At 66.3% G+C, this 22,565-nt stretch carries 21 protein-coding genes and 1 pseudogene; 12 read left to right on the top strand and 10 right to left on the bottom strand.

What is annotated here, in order from left to right:
- The first annotated feature begins 51 nt into the window (after window positions 1–51).
- The gene (locus GOSPT_RS18745) at window positions 52–2,547 is read left to right on the top strand and encodes a DNA polymerase III subunit gamma and tau (protein WP_005208037.1); all 2,496 of its coding nucleotides are present in this window, start codon (window positions 52–54) and stop codon (window positions 2,545–2,547) included.
- Window positions 2,548–2,586: 39 nt separating this feature from the next.
- Here the strand turns inward: GOSPT_RS18745 and GOSPT_RS18740 are convergent, their stop codons facing one another.
- Both GOSPT_RS18740 and GOSPT_RS18735 read right to left on the bottom strand, forming a co-directional pair.
- Window positions 2,587–3,912, bottom strand: a complete 1,326-nt coding sequence (locus GOSPT_RS18740; protein WP_005208036.1) for a class I SAM-dependent methyltransferase — start codon at window positions 3,910–3,912, stop codon at window positions 2,587–2,589.
- Complete coding sequence (locus tag GOSPT_RS18735; protein ID WP_005208035.1) at window positions 3,909–5,300, bottom strand: FAD-binding oxidoreductase; 1,392 nt, start codon at window positions 5,298–5,300, stop codon at window positions 3,909–3,911. The genes GOSPT_RS18740 and GOSPT_RS18735 overlap by 4 nt, the downstream gene beginning before the upstream one ends.
- A gap of 80 nt (window positions 5,301–5,380) precedes the next feature.
- Here GOSPT_RS18735 and GOSPT_RS18730 point away from each other — a divergent pair, with 80 nt between their 5' ends.
- The 6 genes from GOSPT_RS18730 (at window position 5,381) to GOSPT_RS18705 (ending at window position 8,907) form a co-directional block, all read left to right on the top strand.
- Window positions 5,381–5,821, top strand: coding sequence for an SRPBCC family protein (locus GOSPT_RS18730; protein WP_005208034.1), 441 nt, complete (start codon window positions 5,381–5,383; stop codon window positions 5,819–5,821).
- 26 nt (window positions 5,822–5,847) lie between these two features.
- On the top strand, window positions 5,848–6,828 hold the full coding sequence (locus tag GOSPT_RS18725) for a pseudouridine synthase (RefSeq protein WP_085941963.1): 981 nt from the start codon (window positions 5,848–5,850) through the stop codon (window positions 6,826–6,828).
- Window positions 6,829–6,969: 141 nt separating this feature from the next.
- Window positions 6,970–7,311 carry a hypothetical protein gene (locus tag GOSPT_RS18720; protein ID WP_039856678.1) on the top strand — a complete coding sequence of 114 codons (342 nt, stop codon included), beginning with the start codon at window positions 6,970–6,972 and terminating at the stop codon, window positions 7,309–7,311.
- 23 nt (window positions 7,312–7,334) lie between these two features.
- Window positions 7,335–7,703 (top strand): YbaB/EbfC family nucleoid-associated protein, encoded by a 369-nt coding sequence (locus tag GOSPT_RS18715; RefSeq protein WP_039856699.1) that lies wholly within the window; start codon window positions 7,335–7,337, stop codon window positions 7,701–7,703.
- 6 nt (window positions 7,704–7,709) lie between these two features.
- A complete protein-coding gene (gene recR, locus GOSPT_RS18710) occupies window positions 7,710–8,321 on the top strand; it encodes a recombination mediator RecR (RefSeq protein ID WP_005208030.1) in 612 nt (203 codons plus the stop codon).
- A 34-nt stretch (window positions 8,322–8,355) separates the two neighbouring features.
- On the top strand, window positions 8,356–8,907 hold the full coding sequence (locus tag GOSPT_RS18705; RefSeq protein ID WP_005208029.1) for a uridine kinase family protein: 552 nt from the start codon (window positions 8,356–8,358) through the stop codon (window positions 8,905–8,907).
- Window positions 8,908–9,106: 199 nt separating this feature from the next.
- Here GOSPT_RS18705 and GOSPT_RS18695 read toward each other — a convergent pair whose 3' ends face one another.
- The gene (locus GOSPT_RS18695) at window positions 9,107–9,646 is read right to left on the bottom strand and encodes a hypothetical protein (protein ID WP_039856676.1); all 540 of its coding nucleotides are present in this window, start codon (window positions 9,644–9,646) and stop codon (window positions 9,107–9,109) included.
- Window positions 9,647–9,785: 139 nt separating this feature from the next.
- On the opposite strand from GOSPT_RS18695, the gene GOSPT_RS18690 reads away from it, so the two are divergent.
- On the top strand, window positions 9,786–10,511 hold the full coding sequence (locus GOSPT_RS18690; RefSeq protein WP_005208026.1) for a uracil-DNA glycosylase: 726 nt from the start codon (window positions 9,786–9,788) through the stop codon (window positions 10,509–10,511).
- Between the two features lie 460 nt (window positions 10,512–10,971).
- Here GOSPT_RS18690 and GOSPT_RS18685 read toward each other — a convergent pair whose 3' ends face one another.
- Together GOSPT_RS18685 and GOSPT_RS18680 are read right to left on the bottom strand one after the other, a co-directional pair.
- Window positions 10,972–11,694 (bottom strand): type 1 glutamine amidotransferase, encoded by a 723-nt coding sequence (locus GOSPT_RS18685; RefSeq protein ID WP_039856675.1) that lies wholly within the window; start codon window positions 11,692–11,694, stop codon window positions 10,972–10,974.
- Window positions 11,694–13,016 carry a Mur ligase family protein gene (locus GOSPT_RS18680; RefSeq protein ID WP_005208024.1) on the bottom strand — a complete coding sequence of 441 codons (1,323 nt, stop codon included), beginning with the start codon at window positions 13,014–13,016 and terminating at the stop codon, window positions 11,694–11,696. The genes GOSPT_RS18685 and GOSPT_RS18680 overlap by 1 nt, the downstream gene beginning before the upstream one ends.
- 232 nt (window positions 13,017–13,248) lie before the next feature.
- On the opposite strand from GOSPT_RS18680, the gene GOSPT_RS18675 reads away from it, so the two are divergent.
- Both GOSPT_RS18675 and GOSPT_RS18670 read left to right on the top strand, forming a co-directional pair.
- Window positions 13,249–14,307 (top strand): alpha/beta hydrolase, encoded by a 1,059-nt coding sequence (locus tag GOSPT_RS18675; RefSeq protein WP_039856674.1) that lies wholly within the window; start codon window positions 13,249–13,251, stop codon window positions 14,305–14,307.
- Window positions 14,308–14,380: 73 nt separating this feature from the next.
- Window positions 14,381–14,785 carry a DUF732 domain-containing protein gene (locus GOSPT_RS18670; RefSeq protein WP_245548742.1) on the top strand — a complete coding sequence of 135 codons (405 nt, stop codon included), beginning with the start codon at window positions 14,381–14,383 and terminating at the stop codon, window positions 14,783–14,785.
- A 6-nt stretch (window positions 14,786–14,791) separates the two neighbouring features.
- Here GOSPT_RS18670 and GOSPT_RS24055 read toward each other — a convergent pair whose 3' ends face one another.
- From GOSPT_RS24055 to GOSPT_RS18655, 3 genes are all read right to left on the bottom strand, one after another.
- Window positions 14,792–16,630: a MinD/ParA family ATP-binding protein gene (locus GOSPT_RS24055; RefSeq protein ID WP_245548740.1), complete on the bottom strand. Its 1,839-nt coding sequence runs from the start codon at window positions 16,628–16,630 to the stop codon at window positions 14,792–14,794.
- Window positions 16,631–16,837: 207 nt separating this feature from the next.
- Window positions 16,838–17,830, bottom strand: coding sequence for an EamA family transporter (locus GOSPT_RS18660; RefSeq protein ID WP_039856673.1), 993 nt, complete (start codon window positions 17,828–17,830; stop codon window positions 16,838–16,840).
- Between the two features lie 228 nt (window positions 17,831–18,058).
- Window positions 18,059–19,081, bottom strand: a complete 1,023-nt coding sequence (locus tag GOSPT_RS18655) for an LLM class flavin-dependent oxidoreductase (protein WP_005208019.1) — start codon at window positions 19,079–19,081, stop codon at window positions 18,059–18,061.
- A 123-nt stretch (window positions 19,082–19,204) separates the two neighbouring features.
- On the opposite strand from GOSPT_RS18655, the gene GOSPT_RS18650 reads away from it, so the two are divergent.
- Window positions 19,205–20,089, top strand: coding sequence for a LysR family transcriptional regulator (locus tag GOSPT_RS18650; RefSeq protein ID WP_005208018.1), 885 nt, complete (start codon window positions 19,205–19,207; stop codon window positions 20,087–20,089).
- 5 nt (window positions 20,090–20,094) lie between these two features.
- Here GOSPT_RS18650 and GOSPT_RS18645 read toward each other — a convergent pair whose 3' ends face one another.
- Window positions 20,095–21,351: an MFS transporter gene (locus tag GOSPT_RS18645; RefSeq protein WP_039856672.1), complete on the bottom strand. Its 1,257-nt coding sequence runs from the start codon at window positions 21,349–21,351 to the stop codon at window positions 20,095–20,097.
- 63 nt (window positions 21,352–21,414) lie between these two features.
- Between GOSPT_RS18645 and GOSPT_RS18640 the strand changes: the two genes are divergently transcribed.
- Entirely contained in the window at window positions 21,415–22,290 is an 876-nt protein-coding gene (locus tag GOSPT_RS18640; RefSeq protein ID WP_005208016.1) for a LysR family transcriptional regulator, read from the top strand.
- 38 nt (window positions 22,291–22,328) lie between these two features.
- Here the strand turns inward: GOSPT_RS18640 and GOSPT_RS18635 are convergent.
- A pseudogene (locus GOSPT_RS18635) lies at window positions 22,329–22,565 on the bottom strand (hypothetical protein); the annotation flags it as partial.

The following is a 22,565-nucleotide window of genomic DNA, read 5'->3' as shown; positions in this document are numbered from 1 at the left end:
AGCCGTAGGGCAGGCGGCTGCGCTGTCGGTGATCGCCGGTAGTCTCGACGCGTGGCTCTGTATCGCACCTATCGTCCGGCAACGTTCGCCGAAGTCGTCGGTCAGGAGCACGTCACCGATCCGCTCAGCCGCGCCCTCGACGGAAACCGCATCAATCACGCGTACCTGTTCTCCGGGCCGCGTGGGTGTGGCAAGACGTCGTCGGCCCGCATCCTCGCGCGTTCACTGAACTGCGAGCAGGGCCCGACGTCGACCCCGTGCGGCGTCTGCTCGTCGTGCGTAGCCCTCGCGCCGGGCGGGCCGGGCAACCTCGACGTGATCGAACTCGACGCCGCCAGCCACGGAGGCGTCGACGACACACGTGAACTGCGCGACCGCGCCTTCTACGCGCCGTCGGAGTCGCGGTATCGGGTGTTCATCGTCGACGAGGCGCACATGGTCACCAACGCGGGGTTCAATGCGTTGCTGAAGATCGTCGAGGAGCCGCCGGAGCACCTCATCTTCGTCTTCGCCACCACCGAGCCCGAGAAGGTCTTGCCGACCATCCGCTCGCGCACGCACCACTACCCGTTCCGCCTCCTCGCGCCGCCGGTCATGCGCGGGCTGCTCGAGAACATCTGCGCCAAAGAGGGCGTCGTCGTGGCACCGGATGTCTACCCGTTGGTCATCCGCGCCGGCGGCGGCTCGCCCCGCGACTCGCTGTCGATCCTCGACCAGCTACTCGCGGGTGCGTCCGACGAGGGCGTCACCTACGACCGCGCCCTCGCGCTGCTCGGCGTCACCGACATCGCACTCATCGACGACGCCATCGACGCCCTTGCCGCCTCCGACGGCGCAGCGCTGTTCGCGACGGTCGAGAAGGTCGTCGACGCCGGGCATGATCCTCGACGTTTCGCCGTCGACCTTCTCGAGCGGTTGCGCGATCTCATTCTGCTGCAAGCAGTTCCGGACGCTGCCGAACGTGGACTCGTCGAAGCGCCTGGCGATCAACTCGCGCGCATGCAAGGTCAGATCGAGCATCTCGGACCGGGCGGACTCACCCGCTTCGCCGAGATCGTGCACGAAGCGCTCGGCGAGATGCGCGGCACCACGTCGCCGCGCCTGCTGCTCGAGGTGATGTGCGCGCGGATGCTGCTGCCATCGGTCTCCGCCGCCGACGCCGCGCTGCTCCAGCGTCTCGAACGACTCGAGTCAGGCGTCGCTCCGGCCGGAGGGAACGCCGGCGGTGCAACGCCCTCGCCTTCCGCGCGCGCCGAGGGTGCTCCCACCGCGGCCCCCGCCCCGCCGCCCGTCGACCCGCCCAAGTACGTCCGCCCCTCGCAGCGCAAGACGGACGAGCCGCCAGCCGTCGCCTCGGCGGCCAGCGCCGGCGATTCCTCCGCTGGTCGAGCAGACCGGAGCGCTAGCGCCGGCGATCCCCCCGCTGGTCGAGCAGACCGGAGCGCCAGCGGAGGTGAGTCTTCCGCTGGTCGAGCAGACCGGAGCGCCAGCGGAGGCGATCCCACCGCTGGTCGAGCAGACCGGAGCGCCAGCGGAGGTCGTGTCGAGACCACCCCGCCCGATCCCACGCGCGGCGATGCTCCTGCTGCCGCGCCTGCGGGCGATTCCTCCGCTGCCGCGCCCGCAGGCGATCCCTCCGCTGGTCGAGCAGACCGGAGCGCTAGCGCAGGCGATCCCACCGCTGGTCGAGCAGACCGGAGCGCTAGCGGAGGTCGTGTCGAGACCACCCCCGCCGAGACCACCACGCCCGCCGAGCCCACGCGCCCGATGCCGGTGGCGCCTGCGAAGCCCGCCGCACCACCGACGCCCGAACCTGCCCCGACACCGGAACCGGCCGCAGTAGTTGCCGCAGACGACGACATCCCGCTACCCGACGAGCCCGTCGACGACTACGACGCGCCCGTCCCCGACGACGGCAGACCGTCCACGCCACGCAGCGTCGAACCCGAACCGCAACCAGAACCAGAACCCGAACCGCAGGCCGGCCTCGACGTCGAGACCGCGCGCAAGCGCTTCCAGGAAGTCCGCGCCGCGGTCCGTGAGCGGTCGAAGAGTCTCGAACCGATGCTGTCGAACGCCGTCGTCGACGAGATCCGCGACAACGTCGTGATCCTGGCGCATCCCGTTGAAGTGTTGGTCGGCAGATTGTCGGCGCCGCATGCGGTCAACATCATGCGCGAGGCGCTGCACGAGGTCTTCGGAACCGAACTCGACGTGCAGACCATCCATAAGGTCGTCGACGTGACCGCGCCTACGAAAAACGCAGCGGGACAACCAGATCGGCAGCAGCGTCGTGCTCAGACCTTCTCGCGGCCGAGCCGCGCTCGAGGCACCTCGGGCGAGCAATCCGACGCCGCCGCAGCACCGGAGGCTCCCGCCGAGCCCGAGGAGCCTGAACCGCCGCGCCAAGACGACGACATCCCCGACGCTGAGCGTGCGGAGATGGTCGCCGAGGTGCAGAACGCGGCTCCCGAGGGTCGCTTCGACCCGAACAAGGTCGCGATGGAACTGCTACAGACCGAGCTGGGCGCCCGGCCGCTGGAGTAGCGCGCACCGCGCGCCGCTACCAGCGGGTCCGAGTCGCCGCTATGCGTCCCACCACGGGCGTAGTGGGAGATCGCTCTGGCCGTAGTCGTCGAGCTTGGTCGCCAGGACGTGGTGAAGCTGAACGATGTTGCGCTCGAAGCCGATTCGGCATCCGGCCATGTACAGGCCCCACAGCCTCGCGGTGCCCTCGGTGACCTCTTCGACGGCCTCGTCCCAATGCTCGACGAGGTTGCGGTTCCAGTCACGCAGCGTCATGGCGTAGTGCGGACGGAAGTTCTCCTCGTGCAGCACCTCGAGTCCGCCGATGTCCTGGATCTTCGAGATGATCTTGCCGGAGCCGGTGAGCTCCCCGTCGGGGAAGACGTAGCGGTCGATGAACGATCCGGCGCGTGCGTTCTTGAAGTTGTCAGGTCGAGTGATGCAGTGGTTCAACATCATTCCGCCGCCCCGCAGCTTGTCGCGGATGAACGAGAAGTACGCCGGATAGTTGTGGACGCCGATGTGCTCGGTCAGTCCGATCGACGAGACGGCGTCGAAGTCGCTCTCGGTCACGTCGCGGTAGTCGCTGAAGCGCACCTCGGCGAGGTCGCTGAGCCCCTCGTCGACGATCTTCTTCTGCGCCCACTCGGCCTGCTCCGCGGAGAGCGTGACACCGAGTACCTTGACTCCGCGAGACGCTGCGTAGCGCACCATTCCGCCCCAGCCGCAACCGATGTCGAGGAGACGATCGCCAGGCTTGAGTCGCAGCTTGTCGAAGATCAGGCGGTACTTGTTCTCCTGGGCCGTCTCCAGCGACGCCTCGAGGTCGGGGTAGACGGCGCAGGTGTAGGTCATCGACGGTCCGAGAACCCACTCGTAGAAGGTGTTCGACACGTCGTAGTGATGATGAATCACCTCGGCGTCGCGGGTTTTGCTGTGCCGCAATCCTTCTGCGAAGCGACGCCAGCGTGGCAGCGCTTCCTGGGGCGGCGGCGCGATCGGCTTGAAATGCTCGATGCCCAGCGAGCGGGCCACATTCGCCAACGTCAAGGGAGACGGACGCTTGAATTCGAGGTCGGCGGCAAGAGCGCGCAGCGCCTCGTAGGGGTCGCCGGGGTGGGCCCCGATCAACTCGAGGTCGCCAGACACGTACGCGCGCGCCAGTCCGAGGTCGCCGGGTGCGGTGACGAGATACGTTGTGCCACGAGAGTTCTTGAGGTTCAGCCCATACTCGGCGTCGGCGGGGCCTGCCGAGCTGCCGTCGTACGCGGTGATCCTGATGCTGAGATTGCCGCCGACGAGCGACTCGAAGATCTGCGCCAGCGTCATCTTACCCGGCGAGGCTTCCGGGGGAGATGCGGGTCCGTTGTCCTGGAACGTCGTCATTGCCGTTTCACCGCTTTCGCATAGAGGTCGAGAAGCCGGCCGCGAGGGTCGTACCGCTTCTTCAGGAGTCGATAGTGTTCGCCACCGTAGAGTTCGTCGAACTCTTCGGGGGAGTAGAAGGATTCCGAATACAGGGACTTGTGGCCGTCGAGATCGGCCACCTCGCGCTCGATGAGCTTGTTGGCGTGGCCGGGATCGCCGGGAGTCACCGGCACTGCCGACCAGAACCCGACGTTGACGTAGGTGCGCTTGGGCTCGAGCGGGTAGAGCGGCCACGGCCGCGCGGCGTCGGCAACTGGTAGTGCCGGCTCACGTAAACGCAACGGGCACAACCACACCGGCTCGATCGGAATGTTCTCGAGGAACCACTCGAGGTACGCGGTGGTGTTCTCGATCGGAACCTCGATGTCTTGCACCACCCGCTCATTGGCGGGCAAACCCTTGCGCTTGTTGAGCCTGTCGGCGATGTCGAAGCGCTGGTCGTAGCCGATCAACTTCCAGTAGAAGCTGCTGCGCAGCAACTTCTTTGGCCAGAGGCGTCGAATCTTCGGGTTCTGGGCACCGAAGGCTCGTGAACACCAGAACCAGTCGGTGTCCCAGCGCCAGAGGTAGTCGTGGATGGTCAGGCGGTCGCGCTTGATTCCGGAATCGTGCTGGATGGACCGGTAGTAGATGTCCATCCCGGTGTAGTCGCTGACCGGACCGGCGTCGTCGGTTTGGCGGCCGACGGTCAGGTACGCCTCGTCGGCGGTGAAGACCACACCGTCGAGGTAGTCGACGCGCTCGCCGTCGTAGGTACGCTCGTCGGCGATGGTGTTCATCGTCGACTGCAGTGTCGCAAGATCGTGAAAACGTATGTGGCGCAACGCAACGTACGGCTGCACTGATTCGAGTTCGATCTTCAGTCTGACCGAATATCCCAGCGTCCCATACGAATTGGGGAAACCGAAGAAGAGGTCGGAGTTCTCGTTGGTCGGCGTCGCGGTGACGATGGAGCCGTCGCCGGTCAGAATGTCGATCTCGAGCACCGACTCGTGCGGCAGGCCGTTACGGAACGAGGTGCTCTCGATACCAAGGCCAGTCACCGCACCGCCGAGGGTGATGGTCTTGAGCTGCGGCACCACCAGCGGCGCCAGTCCGTAGGGCAGCGTTGCGGCGACCAGATTCTCGTAGGTGCACATTCCCGCGACGTCGGCGGTCTTGGCAACAGGATCGACGGAGATCACCCGATCGAGACCCGATACATCGAGGCCGGGATGCGGATTCTTGGCGCGCGCACGAAACAGGTTCGACGTCTTTTTCGCGAGACGGACCGTTGCTCCTGGCGGAATCGCCCGATAGCTGGCCAGAAGGGTGGCAACCCCGTCGTCGAAAGCCTGTGCCCCCATCTCCAACCGTCCAGAAGTCACTTGGCTAGCCTAGGACCTGATCAGCACGCCCGCCAATCTGCCATGAAGGAGTGCCCGTCGTGGGTGAGATTTCCGCCAGTCAAACGATCGACATCGCCGCAAGTCCCGACCAGGTGATCGGGGTGCTCGCCGACTACGTCGACGCACGTCCGGCGATCCTTCCCGAGCAGTACCGCGACTACAAGGTCATCAGCGGCGGCCAGGGCGACGGAACGGTGGTGCACTGGATTCTGCAGGCGACCTCCAAGCGTCAGCGCGACGTGAAGGCGACAGTCAGCGTCGTGCCGGACACCATCACCGAACGCGATGAGAACTCGTCGATGGTGACCACCTACAAGGTCACCCCGGCCGGTAGCGGTTCCAAGGTCACCACGACCACCACGTGGAACTCCAACGCCAGCGGCATCGGCGGCTTCTTCGAGAAGACGTTCGCGCCCAAGGGTCTCGCGAAGATCCAGGCTCAGCTGCTCGCGAATCTCAAGGCGCGGGTCGAGAAGTAGCCCACTTCTGCGGACCGGTTCGCACTATGAGTCCGCAGGACGATACCCGGACACCTCGACGTCGCGGCCGCGCTCGGCCCTCGCCACTGCCGGTGCGTGACGGCGTCGACGCGACGCGCGTCGTGGTGCGCCACGGCGAGGAGCTGACGGTCGGGGAGTCGCTGCTGGCCAGCCCGTCACTGGCCGACCTGACCCTCGACGACCTGCGGGAGCGGACAGCCGCCGGTGACGTCGTCGACGCAGACGGCAACCGCGCCGACCTCGACGCTCCTGCCCGGGCCAATACGTCGTATTACCTGTATCGGGATCTGCCCGACGAGATCGAGATCCCCTTCGACCTGCCGATCCTGTACCGCGACGAGAACATCGTCGTCGTCGACAAACCGCCGTTTTTCGCGACCATGCCGCGCGGGCGGCACGTCACCCAGACCGCGTTGGTGCGGCTGCGGCGTGAACTCGGCAACGACGCACTTGCACCCGCTCACCGGCTCGACCGCCTGACGTCGGGGGTGCTTTTGTTCACTGCCCGCCCGCAGGTCCGCGCGGCGTATCAGGGTCTGTTCGCCCGACGACTCGCACGCAAGGAATACCGTGCGCTGGCACCGCTCGACGACGCGCTGCGCACCCCGGCAACCGTGCGCAATCGCATCGAGAAGACGGCCGGTGACCTGCGGGCGTTGGTCGTCGACGGCGAGGTCAACGCGGTCAGCGAGATCACTCTGATCGAGGAAGCCGGGCCTGGCCACGGCCTCTACCGCTTGCGCCCGCACACCGGACGCACCCACCAACTCCGCCTGCATATGGCGTTGCTCGGGGTGCCCATCGTGGACGATCCGCTGTACCCCGACGTACGCCCCGACCTCGCCGAACTGCCCGATCGAGGCGACTTCACCCGGCCGCTGCGCTTACTCGCACACAGCCTGGAGTTCGATGACCCGCTCACCGGCGAACCGCGCAGATTCGTCAGCGGTCGGCAGCCGGAACACTCGCCCGTTCCGAGCGAGTGAGCGAGTGCGTACACAATCGTGACGTCAGCGAGGAGCCATCGAAATTATTGTCGCGGCCCCTCGCTCAGGTACGAGTTGTGTACGTAGCGGCGGTCGGACTTGGGCTCGATCGGCCGCGAATGCATCGCTAGGCTGAGATTTGTGACCATCCACGCCTCCTACGAGCGACACCCCGATCTCGGGTGCGAGGCCGTCGTCTTCATCGACGACGAATCGATGGGTTGCTTCCAGATTCAGCGCGACCTGGTCAGTGACGCCAAAGCGGGTGGCCGTGAAGGCTATTGCGTCACCACGGGAGCCAGCGCGCCCGTCTACGGCGGGGTGGTCGAGTGGCGGCGCGTCGACGACGACAGGATCGAGTTCGCGCTCACACCGAAGGCAGGCAGGCTTTTCGGCGACAACGTGCTCTCGTTCCAGATCACGCCGGTCGGTGACGAGAGCGTCGACGAGATCATCGAGCATGTCGAGCGACTGCTGCGGTGAGCGCACCGACTACCCTGGTGAACGTGACTCAACCTTTTGACCCTAGTTCCCTGTTCGGCGGCGGTGACGGCGGCGAGAATCCGATGGCGGGCCTGCTCGCCCAGGCGCAGCAGATGCAGGAGAAGTTGCTCGCGGCGCAGGAGGAGATTGCGGCAACCGAGGTCACCGGTTCGGCGGGCAACGGGCTGGTCACCGTGACCGGAACGGGTACCGGCGAGGTCACCGCGGTGACCATCGATCCCAAGGTCGTCGACGCAGACGACGTCGAGACGCTGCAAGATCTGGTCCTCGGTGCGCTGTCGGATCTCGCGTCCAAGCGTGACGAGCTGACGAGCGCGAAGATGGGACCGCTCGCCGGCGGACTCGGCGGCGGACTTCCCGGCCTCGGCTGACACTTCATGTACGAGGGCCCCATCCAGGATCTGATCGACGAGCTGGCCAAACAGCCAGGGCTCGGCCCCAAGGGTGCGCAGCGGATCGCCTTCCACCTGCTCGCCGGTGAGAAGTCCGACATCGACCGACTCATCGCTGCCCTCGGCCACGTCCGCGACGATGTCACCTTCTGCGCGGAGTGCGGAAATGTCTCCGCGGATCGGCTCTGCCGTATCTGCTCCGACGCGCGTCGCGACGCCACCAAGATCTGCGTCGTCGAAGAACCCAAGGACGTCCACGCGATCGAGCGGACCAAGGAGTTCCACGGCCGCTATCACGTGCTCGGCGGTGCGCTCGATCCGCTGTCGGGGATCGGACCCGATCAACTGCGCATCCGTGAGCTGCTTCGACGCCTCGCCAATCAGCCCGACGGGGTCGACGTCAGCGAGATCATCGTCGCAACCGACCCCAACACCGAGGGTGAGGCCACCGCGACCTACCTCCTGCGCATGCTCAAAGACTTCCCGGGGCTGTCGGTGACTCGCCTGGCGTCGGGCCTCCCGATGGGTGGCGACCTTGAATTCGCCGACGAACTCACACTCGGCCGGGCGTTGTCGGGGCGGCGGGTCCTTGCCTGACACCAGCGCGCTGGTGGGAGACGGTGCACGCTCGATGGGCTCGCTCTCGCCTGAGCTCGATGCCCAACTCGACGAGCTGGCCGCGGAGATGGTGTCGGGGATCGTCGCCATCGACGGGCCGTCCGGATCGGGCAAGACGACCGTCGCCGACACCCTGGTGGACAAACTTCACGCCCGCGGTACCGGCGTGGTGCTGGTGCGTACCGACCACTTCGCCACCTGGGACGATCCCGTTGCATGGTGGCCAGAGATGGAATCCGATGTGTTGCATGCCTTTGTCCGACGCCGCGACTACCGATATCGCCCACGCGAGTGGGTCGACGGCGAGCCGCGCGTCGGCAAGAGGGTCTGGTACCGCTGGGAGCCGCTACTCATCATCGAAGGGGTGTCGGCGGCGCGGCGTCGGATCGCCGACCGCTTGACCTATTCGCTGTGGCTCGACGGCGGCGCACCCGATGAGCGACTCGAACGCGCGGTAGCGCGCGATGGCGAGTCGTCGCGGGTCCACCTCGAGAAGTGGCAGCAGTTCGAGCGTGGCTGGTTCGCCGTCGACCGGACCCGCGAGCGGTGCCGGGTGCTGGATTAGGTTGTACGGCAACCGTAGTCAGCGTGAGGCCTTCTTGGTGGCTTTGACGAGTAGGTCGTCGAACTGGTTCATGTCGACGGTGTTGCCGCGGCCATCGGTCTCTGCGTTGAGGGACACGAGCAGACGATCTGGGAGCCAAGCGTATCCGTTGACGACTTCGCGGTGGTCGGTCGTATTCGCGGGTGGGTTGGCGATATCGCTAACCGATTTGACGATCAAATGCCTCGGTCCCGGATAGCGCGCCGGGCACCGGCAGTTCAGTGGTGTGGATCGTGTAGAAGCCGCTCTTGTGGGCGTCGATTGTGCGCGTCAAGCATTGCGGGTAGAGAACAGCATCACGCATCTGCGCAGGACCGTAGTCGTTACGGATGAGGTACTGAGTGTAGGCCGTTTTCGCATCCGGGCTTTCGGCAGCAAACCCAACGCGTGTGGTGTGATCGGTTCTGTCTGCCCTTGCGTCCAGAACCGGAGTGCATGCCGCTGGCTCATCCGTGTACCAGGGTTCGGAGCGCAGGGCTTTTGCAATCTCCCATGTCGTACCCGCACTGCCCTCGACGTAACCGTCGGGAAAATCGCTGAGGGTCAACAGGAGTGGCTGGTCGGGATTGGTTGGTGTGCTGGGGGAGGTTGTCGGATTGGCCGCGTTCCCAGGCTTGAAGGTGATGGCGATGACCACGATGATCGCCGCGACGACGATGAGTGCGACGGCAGCGGCGAGGTAGGTGCGGGTGCGATTCATCGGTTGGTTGCAAGGGGTGGTAGCGGGAGCTGTCGGGCGGAAAGTGCCACCTTTATGCTCCTTGCACATCGATCCCTGCCTGGTCTTTCGGCAGGATAACAGAACGCTGTCGAAGGTAGTCGCGGCGTACGGTGAACCCATGGCTTACCGCAGCATCGCAGCCCTCGATGCCGCACTGATCGAGTGCCGCGCGTGCCCAAGGCTGGTGGCCTGGCGCGAACAGGTTGCGCGCGAGAAGCGCGCAGCATTTGCCGACCAATCATACTGGGGTAGGCCGATTCCCGGATTCGGTCCGGCCGACGCCGCCATGCTCATCCTCGGGCTGGCACCCGCGGCGCACGGCGCCAACCGGACCGGCCGAATGTTCACCGGCGACCAGAGCGGCGACGTGCTCTACCGTGCTCTCTACGACGTAGGGCTGGCCAACAAGCCGACTGCGGTCTCCATCGACGACGGCTTGGAACTGACCGGTGTGCGGATCACCGCGCCCGTGCATTGCGCGCCTCCGCAGAACAAGCCGACGCCGGCCGAGCGAGATCAGTGCGCGCACTGGCTACACAACGAAATCGACCTTCTCGCACCGACTTTGCGATCGGTGTTCGTGCTCGGCGCATTCGGTTGGCAAGCGGCGCTGACCGGGTTCGCCGGTCTCGGGTGGGAGGTTGCGCGGCCAAGACCGAAGTTCGGTCACGGTGCGCAGACCGTGATCCGACGCGGCGACCGCGAACTCACGCTTTTCGCGAGTTATCACGTGAGCCAACACAATACGTTCACCGGACGCCTGACGCCCGCGATGCTGCGCGGGGTCCTGCGCGCCGCCGGCCGCCACGCGGGGTTACCTGTGGTCGACGACGCGGGCGCGTGACTGATCGAGCCGCTGAGGTGAACCTTCATATCGGAGCCGGCGATGGAGTGGATACGATCTGCCTGATAACGGTGTCCGCGTCGTAGCGGTGTGCAGCAGAACGGAATTGACGGCGTCCATGAGCGAGAAGATGCGACGGCTCGCAGGGCGCGATCCCGACCCGACGTGCCGCTGCGGTCATCCCCGCACAGCGCATGAGCACTTCCGATCGGGCACCGACTGCGCCATCTGCGGGCCGGAGAAGTGCTCGCGTTTCCGGCGGGCGTGGTGGTCTCGACAGGCTCGACCAACGGAGTAAGCCGCTCGACCGGCGGGTGGTCTCGACACGCTCGACCGGCGGGGTAGGCGCTCGACCGGCGGGTGGTCTCGACGGGCTCGACCAGCGGGGTGGGCGCTCGGCCGGCGGTGGTCTCGACAAGCTCGACCAGCGGAGTAGACGCTCGACCGGCGAAGGTAGAGCTCAGCCTCGACGCCCGGCGGCGAGCCGTTCGCGGCGCAGCCGGTCCACTTCGGGCAGGTCCAGCGGCGCGAGCGATTCGACGCCCATCGCGCGCGCCAGGAGCAGGTCGGCGAGCTGCGGATTCCTAGCCAGCGCCGGACCGTGCATGTACGTCCCGAGCACCGAGCCCTGCACCACGCCCTCGGTTCCGTCGCCGACACCGTTGCCGACGCCGTGGCGCACCTTCGCGAGCGGCGCGGCGTCGGACCCCAGCGTTGTACCCCCGCGGTGGTTCTCGAATCCGGTGAGCTGATCGGTCAGTCCGGGCATCACCGGGTCGGTGACCACCTCGCCGATACTGCGTGTGGCCTGCGGGGATGTGGTGAGGTCGAAGAGTGAGATGCCGTCGACGCGTTCGCCTGCCGATGTCTCGTACCAGTGGCCGAGTACCTGGATTGCGGCGCAGATGGCGAGCACGGGACGTCCGGCGGCCGCGGCCCGCTGCAGACCGGGGTACCGCGTGAGATGCCGTGTGGCCAGCCGCTGCGCGTAGTCTTCAGCGCCGCCGAGGGTGTAGACGTCGAGCGAGTCGGGCACCTCGTCGTCGAGGGTGATCTGCACGATCTCGGCGTCGACACCACGCATGCGCGCCCGCTGACGCAGGATCAATGCGTTGCCGCCGTCGCCGTAGGTGCCCATGACGTCGGGCAGAACAAGGCCGATGCGCAGCGTCGAAGTACTCATCACTGTCCCTTCCGTGCGCGCTCGGCGCGTTCGATTGCGACGCCGAGATCGCGGAACGCGGTGTAGTTGGCCAGTACCTCGACGCGTCCGGGCGGGCAGGAGGCGATGGCTTCCATGGTGTCGGGGATGGTGGTGTGCTCGGCGCCTGCGTAGAGGAGTCGGACCGACAAGTCGGCGGCGCGTTCGCCGGCCGCGACCACCTGCATCGTCTCGAACGCCTCGAACCGCACGTCCCAGAGCCACGAGAGATCCTCGCCGTCGGGGACCTGACCGTTGACGGCGATGACCAGGCCGTCGGCGTCCTGATCGATCATCGAGAGCGCTTCCTGCCACCCCGCGGGGTTCTTGGCGAGCAGCGTGCGCACGGAATGGTTGCCCACCTGGTGGATACCGTAGCGTCCGGCCACCTCGCCGACGGTGCTGACGGCGGCAACAGCCTTCGCGGGATCGGCACCCATCGCGACGGCAGCGGCAATGGCCTGCGCGGCGTTGCCACGGTTGGCGCGGCCGGGCACGCTCAACGTCATGGACGCCTCGAATCCGTCAGGGCCATAGATCTTTTCGTCGTCGACCCACCACTGGGGCGTTGGACGACGGAACGTCGGATCGCCGGTGGAATACCAGTCGACGCCGCTCTGAATCGACGGGTCGGTGGGGTCGCCGGAGGTGCGCGCGATCGGCTCGCCGGTGCGCGGGCAGCTCACCGAGTCGCCGACCCAACTCGCGCCCGCAGCGACCCACACGACCTTCGGAGCGTCGAACGCGGCCGAGGTGATCAGGACGTCGTCGCAATTGGCGATCACGGTCGTATCGGGGTGTCGCGCGAGGCCCTCGCGGAGCCGTCGTTCGATCATGTTGATCTCGCCGACGCGGTCGAGTTGGTCCCGTGAGAGGTTGAGCATCACCACGACCTCGGGGTCGACGGCGTCGCTCACATGCGGAACGTGCAACTCGTCGACCTCGAGTGCCGCGACCGGCGCCGACCGCTGCAGGCTGAGCGTCGCGATGATGCCCGCGTCCATGTTGGCGCCGTCGGCCTGGGTGGCGACCTCGCCGAGTTCGGCCAGGGCGGCGGCGGTCATGCGCGTGGTCGTCGACTTTCCGTTCGTCCCGGTGATCAGCGCGGTCCGCTTTCCGGCGGCGAGACGGCCCATGATGTTCGGGTCGATCTTCTCGGCGACCAGGCCGCCGATCATCGATCCCTTGCCGCGCCCCGCGGTGCGCGACGCCCAGCGGGCAGCCGACGCAGCTCCGAGGGCTAGCGACGTACGAACGGGGACACGGGTGGTCGAGCCACCCGGAGCGGGGACGCGGTCGGGCATGGGGAGAGTCTGTCACAGCGCCCCACGGCCCGCCGTCGGGGCGCAGCGCGCGGCGGGGTCGCGCTGGCCCCTCGCTGGTCGAGCCGCCCTCGCTGGTCGAGCTTGTCGAGACCACCTCGCTGGTCGAGCCGCCCTCGCTGGTCGAGCTTGTCGAGACCACCTCGCTGGTCGAGCCGCCCCCGCTGGTCGAGCTTGTCGAGACCACGTCCCTGCGCCGGGTACTCTCGCGGCCGTGAGCCGCGCCACCAACCCCACGCTGTCCCCGCCGCTACGACCCGTCCGCTCGCTCTTGCGAGTCATCGGCCACGTGCCACCGCAGGTATTCGGTGCAGTGTCGCGGTGGTGTCCGGTCAACGCAGACGGCGACCACGTCAGCGTTGAGATGCTGGCCGCCGCGGCTGTGACAGCAGTTCTCCCGAACGCCGACATGGGCGGGCCGACGATCGGCAAGGCGCGCAGTGGACTCGCGCGGATCACCGCGCTCACCGCAGAGAAACTCCCGGTGCTGGCCGTCGAGGAGGACCTCGAGTTCGACGGCCCGGCAGGCCCTATCCCGGTGACGCGCTATCGCGCGGGCGTCGAGAGCCGTGGGTTGATCCTGTTCTTCCATGGCGGCGGTTTCACCACGGGCAGTCGCAGGAGTCACGACCCGCTGGCGCGCAGGCTCGCCGTCGACACCGGCGCCGACGTCGTGTCCGTCGAGTATCGACTCGCGCCGGAGAACCCCTTCCCGGCAGCGGTCGACGACGCCCTCGCGGCCTGGCGCGGTGCGGTCGACTCCGCCGCGGGCTGGGGTATCCCGAGCGACCGGATCGTCGTGGCAGGCGACAGTGCTGGCGGCAATCTCGCAGCGGTCGTCGCGCAGGAGGTCCGTGGTGAGCCAATCACTCCGATGCTGCAGCTCTTGATCTATCCCAAGACCGATTCCGTCGGCGAACACGGCTCGGCCCACGAGTTCGCGAAGGGCTACTTCTTGACCCGCGAACGCATCGCTGATTTCACAGACGCGTACGTGCCCGATCCTGCCCAGCGAGCCGATCCGCGCGTCTCTCCGCTACTCGCACAGGACCTTTCAGGCCTACCTCCCGCACACGTCGTGGTCGCCGGCTTCGATCCCCTGCGTGACGAAGGGATCGCATACGCCGATGCCCTCGGTGCCGCTGGAGTGCCTGTCACGTTGCAGCGAGAGGGGTCGCTGATCCACGGTTTCGCCAACATGGCGGCGTTCAGTTCCGTTGCGGATCAAGCAATCTCGCGGTTCACCGACGTGGTGTCCGACGCCCTGCGCTGACTGGCGTCGCGCATCAGTAGAGTGGTCGACGGTTCGGGGCTTGATCAGACCTTTCTACACATGGGGGAGTGGCATGACGATGCCGAAAAGTAGACGCTCGATCGTCAGGGCGATGATGGTCCCGGCGATGGCCGTGGTGGTTGTCGGGCTTGCTGGATGTGGCGGCGGCGACAGCGATTCGGCGCAGCCGACTTCGGCTTCTTCGACACCTGACGCCGCGAAAGCGCTACCGCAGCAGGGTGATCAGTTCTATCTGCAAGGGCTCAAACAACTCAACATCCACTTTCCCGACGATTCGGCCGCGGTGACGGCGGGCAAGCAGGTGTGCGCGAATCTCAAGGCGGGCGACGGACTTCTCGACGCCATCCGCAAGGTGGGGAACGGACTCAACGAGGCCGAGTCCGGTCAGGTCCTCGGCCTCGCGGCGCAGAGCTACTGTCCCGATGAACTCGGAAAGCTCAGCGGCGCCCAGTCGTAGAGTCGCTCAGAACCTCTCGTCGGCTGGGGGGATCGATTCCTGTGCCGCTGGTTCGTAATGGCTTTGCGGCGCAGCCGGATACGACTGCGGCGGGGTGTCGGACTGTCCGGTCGGATACCCCTGAGCGCCCGTCGGAGTGCCCTGGTAACCCGGCGGTGGCCCCTGATACCCGACCGGAGGTGCTTCGTGCCCCACCGAAGGTGCCTGGTAGCCAGGCGGAGGTGCCTGGTACCCAGGCGGAGGGCCCTGGTAGCCGGGTGGGGGTTGGAACCCGGGCGGCGGACCCTGGTAGCCAGCCGGCGGCACCTGGTAGCCAGGCGCAGGTGCTTGGTACTCGGGCGCCGGCGCCTGGAACCCGGGTTGAGGACCTTGGTACCCGGTCGGCGGACCCTGGAATCCGGGCGGAGGTCCTTGGAACCCGGGTACGCCGAGCGGCCCTTGGAGTCCTTGCACGCCGGCACCTGAGTCCGGCATTCCCGGATTGAATGAATCCGACACTGTCGCAGCAAGTTCCAGGAATGCATTGCGGGTGTCGCGGTTCATGTGATCGAGGTCGATCTGCGCGCCAGTCGCGAGATGGTCATCGAATGGGATGATTTGCACCGCCCGTGTCCGACCGAGGAAATGCTCGGTCAGCATGTCCAGATCGATCGGCGCACCTCCCGGCTTTGACGCTGAGATCACCACGACGGCCTGCTGTACCAGTCGCTGATAGCCGTGAGCGTTGAGCCAATCCAGTGTCGCTGCGGCACTTTCGGCGCCGTCGACGGCCGGTGACGTGACGAGGACGATAGCGGTTGCCGAACTCAGGACGCCCTCCATCGCCGAATGCAAGAGACCGGTACCGCAGTCGGTCATGATGATGTTGTAGTAGTTCTCCAGGATTCCGATGACGTCAAGGTAGTCGTCGGCGCTGAAGGATTCTGATATCGCTGGATCACGTTCGGATGCAAGTACTTCCAGATGGCTCGCGGATTGGGACGTGTGGCGTCGAACGTCGGCGTACCGCGTGACGTTCGGGTCGTTGAGCAGCGAGCGCACCGTCGAGCCGGTTTGCTGCGGGACACGGCGGCCGAGTGTTCCGAAGTCTGGGTTTGCATCGACCGCGATCACCCGGTCCCCGCGTAGCGATGCGAACGCGGATCCGAGTCCGATTGTCGTCGTGGTCTTTCCGACGCCACCCTTGAGGGAGAGCACTGCCAGACGGAAATCGCCGGCGATCGGCCGACGGATGCGTGCGATCATCTCGTCGAGTTGTTGTTGCGACTTGCTCTCGCCCAGATTGATCAGACCGCCCGACACGGTGCGCAGTGCTCGCCGCCACCCGGCTCCGCGCGCCGAAAACGGTGTCGCCGGTTGCTGATTCGGGTTCGCGGCACCGGGAGCTCCGGGGACTTGGGCACCTGGCTGCATTCCCGGCTGTTGTGGTCCCCCCTCGTAGGGGCCGCCGTAATAAGTGGGGTCGGGGAAGTTCGGCTCGGGGTAGTGAGGCCAGGGAGGTCCTGGTTGCTGCATAGGCGCAGGCGGGTAGGGCGCGCCGGGAGCTACCTGGTGGGGATCGGCCGGATAACCAGCTGGCGGCTGCGGTGCGGGATGCTGATCGTTCGGGAGGTACGCAGCGACCTGAATCTCGGGTGTTTGCGGCGCCTCGCCCGACTTACCCGTGTACCAGTTGACCTGCGCCACGGGCGGCGGGGCGAACTGTGCGGGCGAGGGTTGCGGCGGTTGGGGAGCGTCCGACGGGGGCTGGCCCGCACCGAACGACGTGTCGATCCGACCCTCGTCGTCCTCGCGGCCATCCGATTTCGGCCACGATGACGGCTGCGAGCCTTCGGCGTGCGACATCTCGTTGATCATCCCCTCGTGTGCCCCAGGTGGGCCTATCGCACCCAACCCTGATGCTGGTTCGACCCTGAATACTAGGGCGTCTAACAGTAGAGGTCGTGGCGACGCCCTCCGACGACTCGTTGAGCAGTACGGATGGTCTATCGATGGCGACTTATCGATCGCGACGAGCATTTCGGATTGGCAGATTGTTGCCGTATCCCGTTTTCAGTCATTTTCGGCGGCGCTGCCAGCGCCGACCTGGGCTTTTGTGGTGGGCTCGGCGCTCGAATGACTGAAATCGGGAGACGGTGTGGTGCGGGCCCGCGAGCGTGGCGCGGCGAGTACTCCTGCTGCGCATCCGGCGATCACCAGCGCGGCTCCGCCGATCTCGACGTAGGTGGGTTGCTCGCCGAGGAAGAGCCAGGCAGCGGTGATCCCGACGACGGGAACCAAGAGCGACATCGGCGCGACTCGGCTGGCCGGGTAGCGCTGCATCAGTGACGTCCACAAACCAGATCCTGCGATGGTTCCGAGCAGCACCACATACGCCAGTCCGGCCAGCGCGATCAGGCCTGAGGTCGAGCCGAGCGTGGCCATGGCGTGGAAACCTGCCGACGGTCCGTCGACAGCGAGGCTCAGCAGGTACAGCGGGATCGGCGGCACCACCGACATCCACAGCGTCATCCGCAGTGCGTCACCGGAGTTCGGGGGCAATGCGAGGCGGTTGCCGATATTGCCGAATGCCCAGGACAGTCCCGCCAGAACGGTGAGCAGGATCGGCACCACGACGCCGACACCGAGCGAACTGTGGCCCGCGCGGTCGACTCCGATCAGAACGATTCCGCCCACTGCGACTGCGATTCCGACGACCTGAGCCGGCACGAGTCGCTCCCGCAGGAACACGACGCCGAGCAGCACCGTGAACGGTGCCGATATCTGGAGCACGAGCGATGCCAGGCCGGTTGGCATGCCGATGTTCATCGCGAGGAAGAGAAACGCGAACTGCCCGACGCCGAAACCGAACGCGTACAACAGGAACCACTTGATCTGCATCTGGGGGAAACGGACGAACAGCACCACCGGAACCGCCATCACGGCGAAGCGGAGCGCGGCGAAGAAGAACGGCGGGAAGTGGTCGAGGCCGAGGCGAATCGCGATGAAGTTCAGACCCCATAGGACGACGACGGTCAGTGCCAGCATGCGGTCGCGCGTTGTCATGTAGTCATGGTCAGGGCTCTGGGAGTGAAGCACAATCGAAATAAAGTGCATAGAAGATGTAGTAATGCTTCATGAAAGCCATGTCGGCTGCGCCGAGCCGGCCACCGGGTGCAGACGAACTGCCCAGGGCACCACACACCGCCGACCAACACCGACCCAACATCCCCACCGACACGACAACGCCGACGGCACCGCAAGTCGGTGCCGTCGGCGTTGGGCTAGAAGGTGTTACCGCCAGCCGAGTGCGGGAGCGACGTCGTTGAGAATCGACTCCATCACGTGGGCGTTGTATTCGACGCCGAGCTGGTTGGGGATCGTCAGCAGCAGCGTGTCGGCGGCCGCGATGGCCTCGTCTTCGCGCAGCTCCTCGATGAGCTTGTCGGGCTCTGCGGCGTAGCTACGCCCGAACCGTGCAAGCCCGCCTTCGAGGTGGCCGACCTGATCCTGGTCGTTGCGATCGCGTCCGAAGTAGGCGCGGTCCATGTCGGTGGTCAGCGGGAAGATGCTGCGGCTCACCGAGACTCGCGGCTCGCGAGAGTGGCCGGCCTTTTCCCACGCATCGCGGAAGCGCTCGATCTGCTCGGCCTGCAACTTGTGGAATGGGATGCCCGTGTCCTCGGTCAGCAGCGTCGAACTCATGAGGTTCATGCCCTTCTCGGCAGTCCACTCGGCGGTTGCCCGACTGCCGGCACCCCACCAGATGCGGTCGCGCAGGCCCTCTGAATAGGGCTCGATGCGCAGCATGCCCGGCGGGTTCGGGAACATCGGTCGCGGGTTTGGCTGCGCGAACTCCGCGCCCTCGATCACCTTCAAGAACACCTCGGTGTGCTGGCGTGCCATGTCGGCGTCGGTTTCACCCTCGGCCGGGACGTACCCGAAGTACTTGTACCCCTCGATCACCTGCTCGGGGGATCCCCTGCTGATGCCGAGCTGGAGTCGACCGTCGGAGATGAGGTCGGCCGCACCCGCGTCCTCAGCCATGTACATGGGATTCTCGTAGCGCATGTCGATCACGCCGGTGCCGATCTCAATGCTGTTGGTCTTTGCGCCGACCGCCGCGAGCAGCGGAAATGGCGAGCCGAGCTGACGGGCAAAGTGATGCACGCGGAAGTAGGCGCCGTCCGCGCCGAGCTCTTCGGCGGCAACGGCGAGGTCGATGGATTGATGCAAGACATCTGACGCCGTCTGGGCTTGCGAACCCGGAGACGCCGACCAGTGTCCAAAGGACAGGAAGCCGATTTTCTTGGTCATGTGAGATATAACCGGACCGTGGTCCATTTATTCCGCGGTGGAGGGTTGGAACTGTGGTGCTGCGTGTCGCGGGATAGTTAAGCATCAAGGCCGCACGACCACGCGTCGTCGTAGCATCGCTTCATGGACGTGAAGCGCCTGCGGCTGCTGAGGGAGTTCGCCGACCGGGGCTCCGTGGGGGCGGTCGCCGACGCGATGCACATGACGCCGTCGGCCGTCTCGCAGCAGTTCAAGGTGCTCACCAAGGAGGCGGGCGTCGAACTGCTGGAGGCCGACGGTCGGCGGGTGCGACTGACTTCGGCTGGGCAGGCTCTTGTGCTGCGCGCCGACGAGGTGATCGCCGCGGTCGAGCGGGCGCAGGAAGAGATGGCCGCGTACCGCTCCGGGCGATCACGGGTCCGGCTCGCAATGTTCCCATCCGGAGCGACACTCCTCCTGCCGACGGTCCTCGATCGCGCTGCCTCCGAAGCGATCGAGATCGACGCGTCGCACCTCGACGTCGGCTATCCCGACGCTCCGCCGGCCCTCGCCGACTTCGACGTCGTGGTGACGCACCGCGACGAGCGGACGCCACCTGTCAGTTCGCCACGTGTGCGCGTCACCGAACTGATGCGTGAGCCACTCGACGTCGTCGTATCACGCAATTCAACTCTTGCAGAGCGTGATTCGGTGTCGGTCACCGAGCTGGCCGACCATGATTGGATCAGTGTCGAGGGCGGGTTCCCGGTCGACGATGTGCTGCTGTCGATCTCGGCCATCACAGGTGTCGCACCGAGGGTGACGCAGCGAATGCTCGACTTCACGACGATCGAGGCGCTCGTCGCGGCTGGTCACGGAATCGCACTGATGCCGCGTCACGCGTCCCGTCATCCGGGGGTGAAACCGCTTGAATTGCAGGGTGTTCGAGCAGCGCGCGTCTACGAGGCGTTGACCAGACCGCGGCCGCGTCGAGCGGTGACATCGGTGGTCGACGCCCTCGCCGCTGCAGCTGCCCGGTATGGCGCCTGAGCGGGCTACCCTGCCGAACGTCGACGCCGCGGAAGCGCCGCGAGCAGAACCCCTGCGGCAGTGAGCGTTCCGACGTACGCCGCGACCCCCGCCCAGCCGAATGCCGAATACGTCAGACCGCCGAGCGCACCCACCACGGAACTGCCGAGATAGTAGTGGAAGAGATACAACGACGACGCCTCGGCCCGATGCTCGGTCGCCCGTGCGGAGACCCAACCGCTCGCCACCGAGTGCGCGGCGAAAAAGCCTGCGGTGAAGAGGAACAGCCCGATGATCACGGACCACAGATGGTCCGGAATCGTGATCAACAATCCCACGAGCATGATCGACGTCGCACTCACGAGAACCCGGCGTCGGCCCAGGCGGTCGGCCAGCCTGCCGCCCCACGCCGACGACACCGTGCCCGCCAGGTACATGAAGAAGATTGCTGCGACGATTCCCACCGGGAGTCCGAAAGGCTCCCCCAGGAGCCGATAGCCGATGAAGTTGTAGACGGTGACAAAGCCACCCATCAGCACGAAGGCCAGGGCGAAGAGTGACAGCAGACCCGGATCACGAAGGTGCGCAACCAGATTGCGTCCGGTCGTGCGTAGCGAGACAGGCTGTGGCTCGAAGAACTGCGAGCCGGGCACCATGCGCCAGAACGCAATCGCGAACACCAGGGACACCAGCGCGGCGATCTCGAGTGCCCACTGCCAGGACACAAAGTCGACAGCAAAGCCAGGAATGAGCCGTCCGACCAGACCGCCGATCGTCGTACCCGCGACATAGCGGCCCATCGCTCCGCCGAGCGACATGCCGTCGACTTCCTCGGCCAGATACGCCATGGCGACGGCGGGCACTCCGGCGCAGAGCAGTCCCTGCAGGGCGCGTCCGGCCAGGAGCAACTCGATCGACGGCGCCCACGGAAGCAGTAGTCCGATGACCGAGGCGGCAACCGCGGACCCGACCATGAGGCGCACCCGGCCATACCGCTCCGACAGTGCGCTCGCCGGGATGATTGCGACGGCGAGCAGGCCAGTGGTGAGCGAGACCGCCAGAGCCGACGTCGTCGGCGAGACGTCGAAGTGTGACGACAGTTGGGGCAACAGACCCTGCACGTAATACAGCGCCATGAACGTCGTCATCCCGGCTGCGAACAGCGAGAGTGTGGCACGCCGATACCCGGGCGAGCCGGGTGAGTGCTTGACGGGCGCGAGGTCGGTGGTCGCTGGGAGGACGGTTGCTGTCACTCCATCTATCCTGAGCTGCGCCGCCGTCATTAGGAAATGAATGTTTAGCTGATGCATCATTCAAAAATGAATAACTACAGCTAGAATGGCGTGATGCACGACGACCTGCGGTGGTTCATCGCCATCGCCGAGGCAGAGAACCTCACCACGGCCGCAGACCGGGTCCATTCGTCGCAGCCGACGCTCTCGCGCTTCCTCGGCCGTCTCGAACGCGACCTCGGGGTGCCGCTCTTCGACCGCGATGGTCGACGCCTCGTGCTGAACCGGTTCGGACGCGCCTACCTCGACAGGGCGCGTCGCGCGGCGTCGCAGTTGGAAGCCGGGCGTCGGGAGATCGAGGAGATGCGCGCTCCGGCGCGCGGGGCAGTGCGATTGGCGTTCCTACACTCGTTCGGGCTGGGGTTGGTGCCCGACCTCATCAGCCGGTTCCGGGTGGAGAACCCATCGGCGCGTTTCACGCTGACCCAAGATGCGGCGGCGACCGTCGTCGGGCATGTCGTCGACGGCGACGCCGACCTCGCGATCGTCGCGCCCCGCCCGATGCGCACCGACATGGCGTGGGCCCGCGTCGCCGAACAAGAACTCGCGCTCGTGGTGCCCCGCGAGCATCGCTTCTCGGGCCGGGAGACGATAGGCCTCGCCGAGGCCGCCGACGAGGAGTTCATCGTGATGCAACACGGCTACGGCATGCGACGGATCTTCGACGAGATCTGTGCCGCACACGATCTCACGCCCGCGATCGCCTTCGAATCGTCGGAGCTCGCGACCGTATCCGGCCTCGTCGCCGCGGGCCTCGGCGTCGGAGTGGTGCCGGTCGAGGAGTCGGCGCGCCATCCCGGCGTCGAACTCATTCCGCTCGCGGGTGAAACGCGCGAGATCAGGCTGACGTGGTTTCGCGGTCGGCCGCTGAGCGACGTCGCGTCGCGCTTTCGAGACTTCGTGCTCGCTGGGAGTTCGGCCGACGGCTGAGGCGCGCAGGCTTGCTGAGGCCGCGCGCCCGCTCCCCCTCACCCTTCTCCCGCGGCCGCGCCCGCTCCCGCTCCCTCGTTTCCTTCCCGCTTATTGGATTCAATCAGCGGGAAGTAAACCCGTGAGCGCGAACCGTGGTCGGCCGGGATGATCTCGAAGGTGACCAGCCATGGGCGCAGCAGGCCGGCGAGCTGCCGTCGCTCGAGCGTCGCCCAGACCCAGCGGAGCACCATCGTGTCGAGTCCCCGTAGTTCGTCCTCGCGTAGCTTCTCCCG

The sequence above is a fragment of the Gordonia sputi NBRC 100414 genome (genome assembly GCF_000248055.1).
GTDB classification, from domain to species: domain Bacteria; phylum Actinomycetota; class Actinomycetes; order Mycobacteriales; family Mycobacteriaceae; genus Gordonia; species Gordonia sputi.
The sequence above is the reverse complement of the archived record's forward strand: the minus strand, read 5'-3'. Positions and strand labels throughout refer to the sequence as shown.

Coding starts and splice junctions, on each gene's coding strand:
- GOSPT_RS18690 (WP_005208026.1), top strand. CDS start 9,786: ATGGCTTACCGCAGCATCGCAGCCCTCGATGCCGCACTGATCGAGTGC.
- GOSPT_RS18680 (WP_005208024.1), bottom strand. CDS start 13,016: ATGCCCGACCGCGTCCCCGCTCCGGGTGGCTCGACCACCCGTGTCCCC.
- GOSPT_RS18740 (WP_005208036.1), bottom strand. CDS start 3,912: ATGACGACGTTCCAGGACAACGGACCCGCATCTCCCCCGGAAGCCTCG.
- GOSPT_RS18640 (WP_005208016.1), top strand. CDS start 21,415: ATGCACGACGACCTGCGGTGGTTCATCGCCATCGCCGAGGCAGAGAAC.
- GOSPT_RS18685 (WP_039856675.1), bottom strand. CDS start 11,694: ATGAGTACTTCGACGCTGCGCATCGGCCTTGTTCTGCCCGACGTCATG.
- GOSPT_RS18655 (WP_005208019.1), bottom strand. CDS start 19,081: ATGACCAAGAAAATCGGCTTCCTGTCCTTTGGACACTGGTCGGCGTCT.
- recR (WP_005208030.1), top strand. CDS start 7,710: ATGTACGAGGGCCCCATCCAGGATCTGATCGACGAGCTGGCCAAACAG.
- GOSPT_RS18645 (WP_039856672.1), bottom strand. CDS start 21,351: ATGACGGCGGCGCAGCTCAGGATAGATGGAGTGACAGCAACCGTCCTC.
- GOSPT_RS18735 (WP_005208035.1), bottom strand. CDS start 5,300: ATGGGGGCACAGGCTTTCGACGACGGGGTTGCCACCCTTCTGGCCAGC.
- GOSPT_RS18725 (WP_085941963.1), top strand. CDS start 5,848: ATGAGTCCGCAGGACGATACCCGGACACCTCGACGTCGCGGCCGCGCT.
- GOSPT_RS18705 (WP_005208029.1), top strand. CDS start 8,356: ATGGGCTCGCTCTCGCCTGAGCTCGATGCCCAACTCGACGAGCTGGCC.
- GOSPT_RS18650 (WP_005208018.1), top strand. CDS start 19,205: ATGGACGTGAAGCGCCTGCGGCTGCTGAGGGAGTTCGCCGACCGGGGC.
- GOSPT_RS24055 (WP_245548740.1), bottom strand. CDS start 16,630: ATGTCGCACGCCGAAGGCTCGCAGCCGTCATCGTGGCCGAAATCGGAT.
- GOSPT_RS18695 (WP_039856676.1), bottom strand. CDS start 9,646: ATGAATCGCACCCGCACCTACCTCGCCGCTGCCGTCGCACTCATCGTC.
- GOSPT_RS18660 (WP_039856673.1), bottom strand. CDS start 17,830: ATGACAACGCGCGACCGCATGCTGGCACTGACCGTCGTCGTCCTATGG.
- GOSPT_RS18670 (WP_245548742.1), top strand. CDS start 14,381: ATGACGATGCCGAAAAGTAGACGCTCGATCGTCAGGGCGATGATGGTC.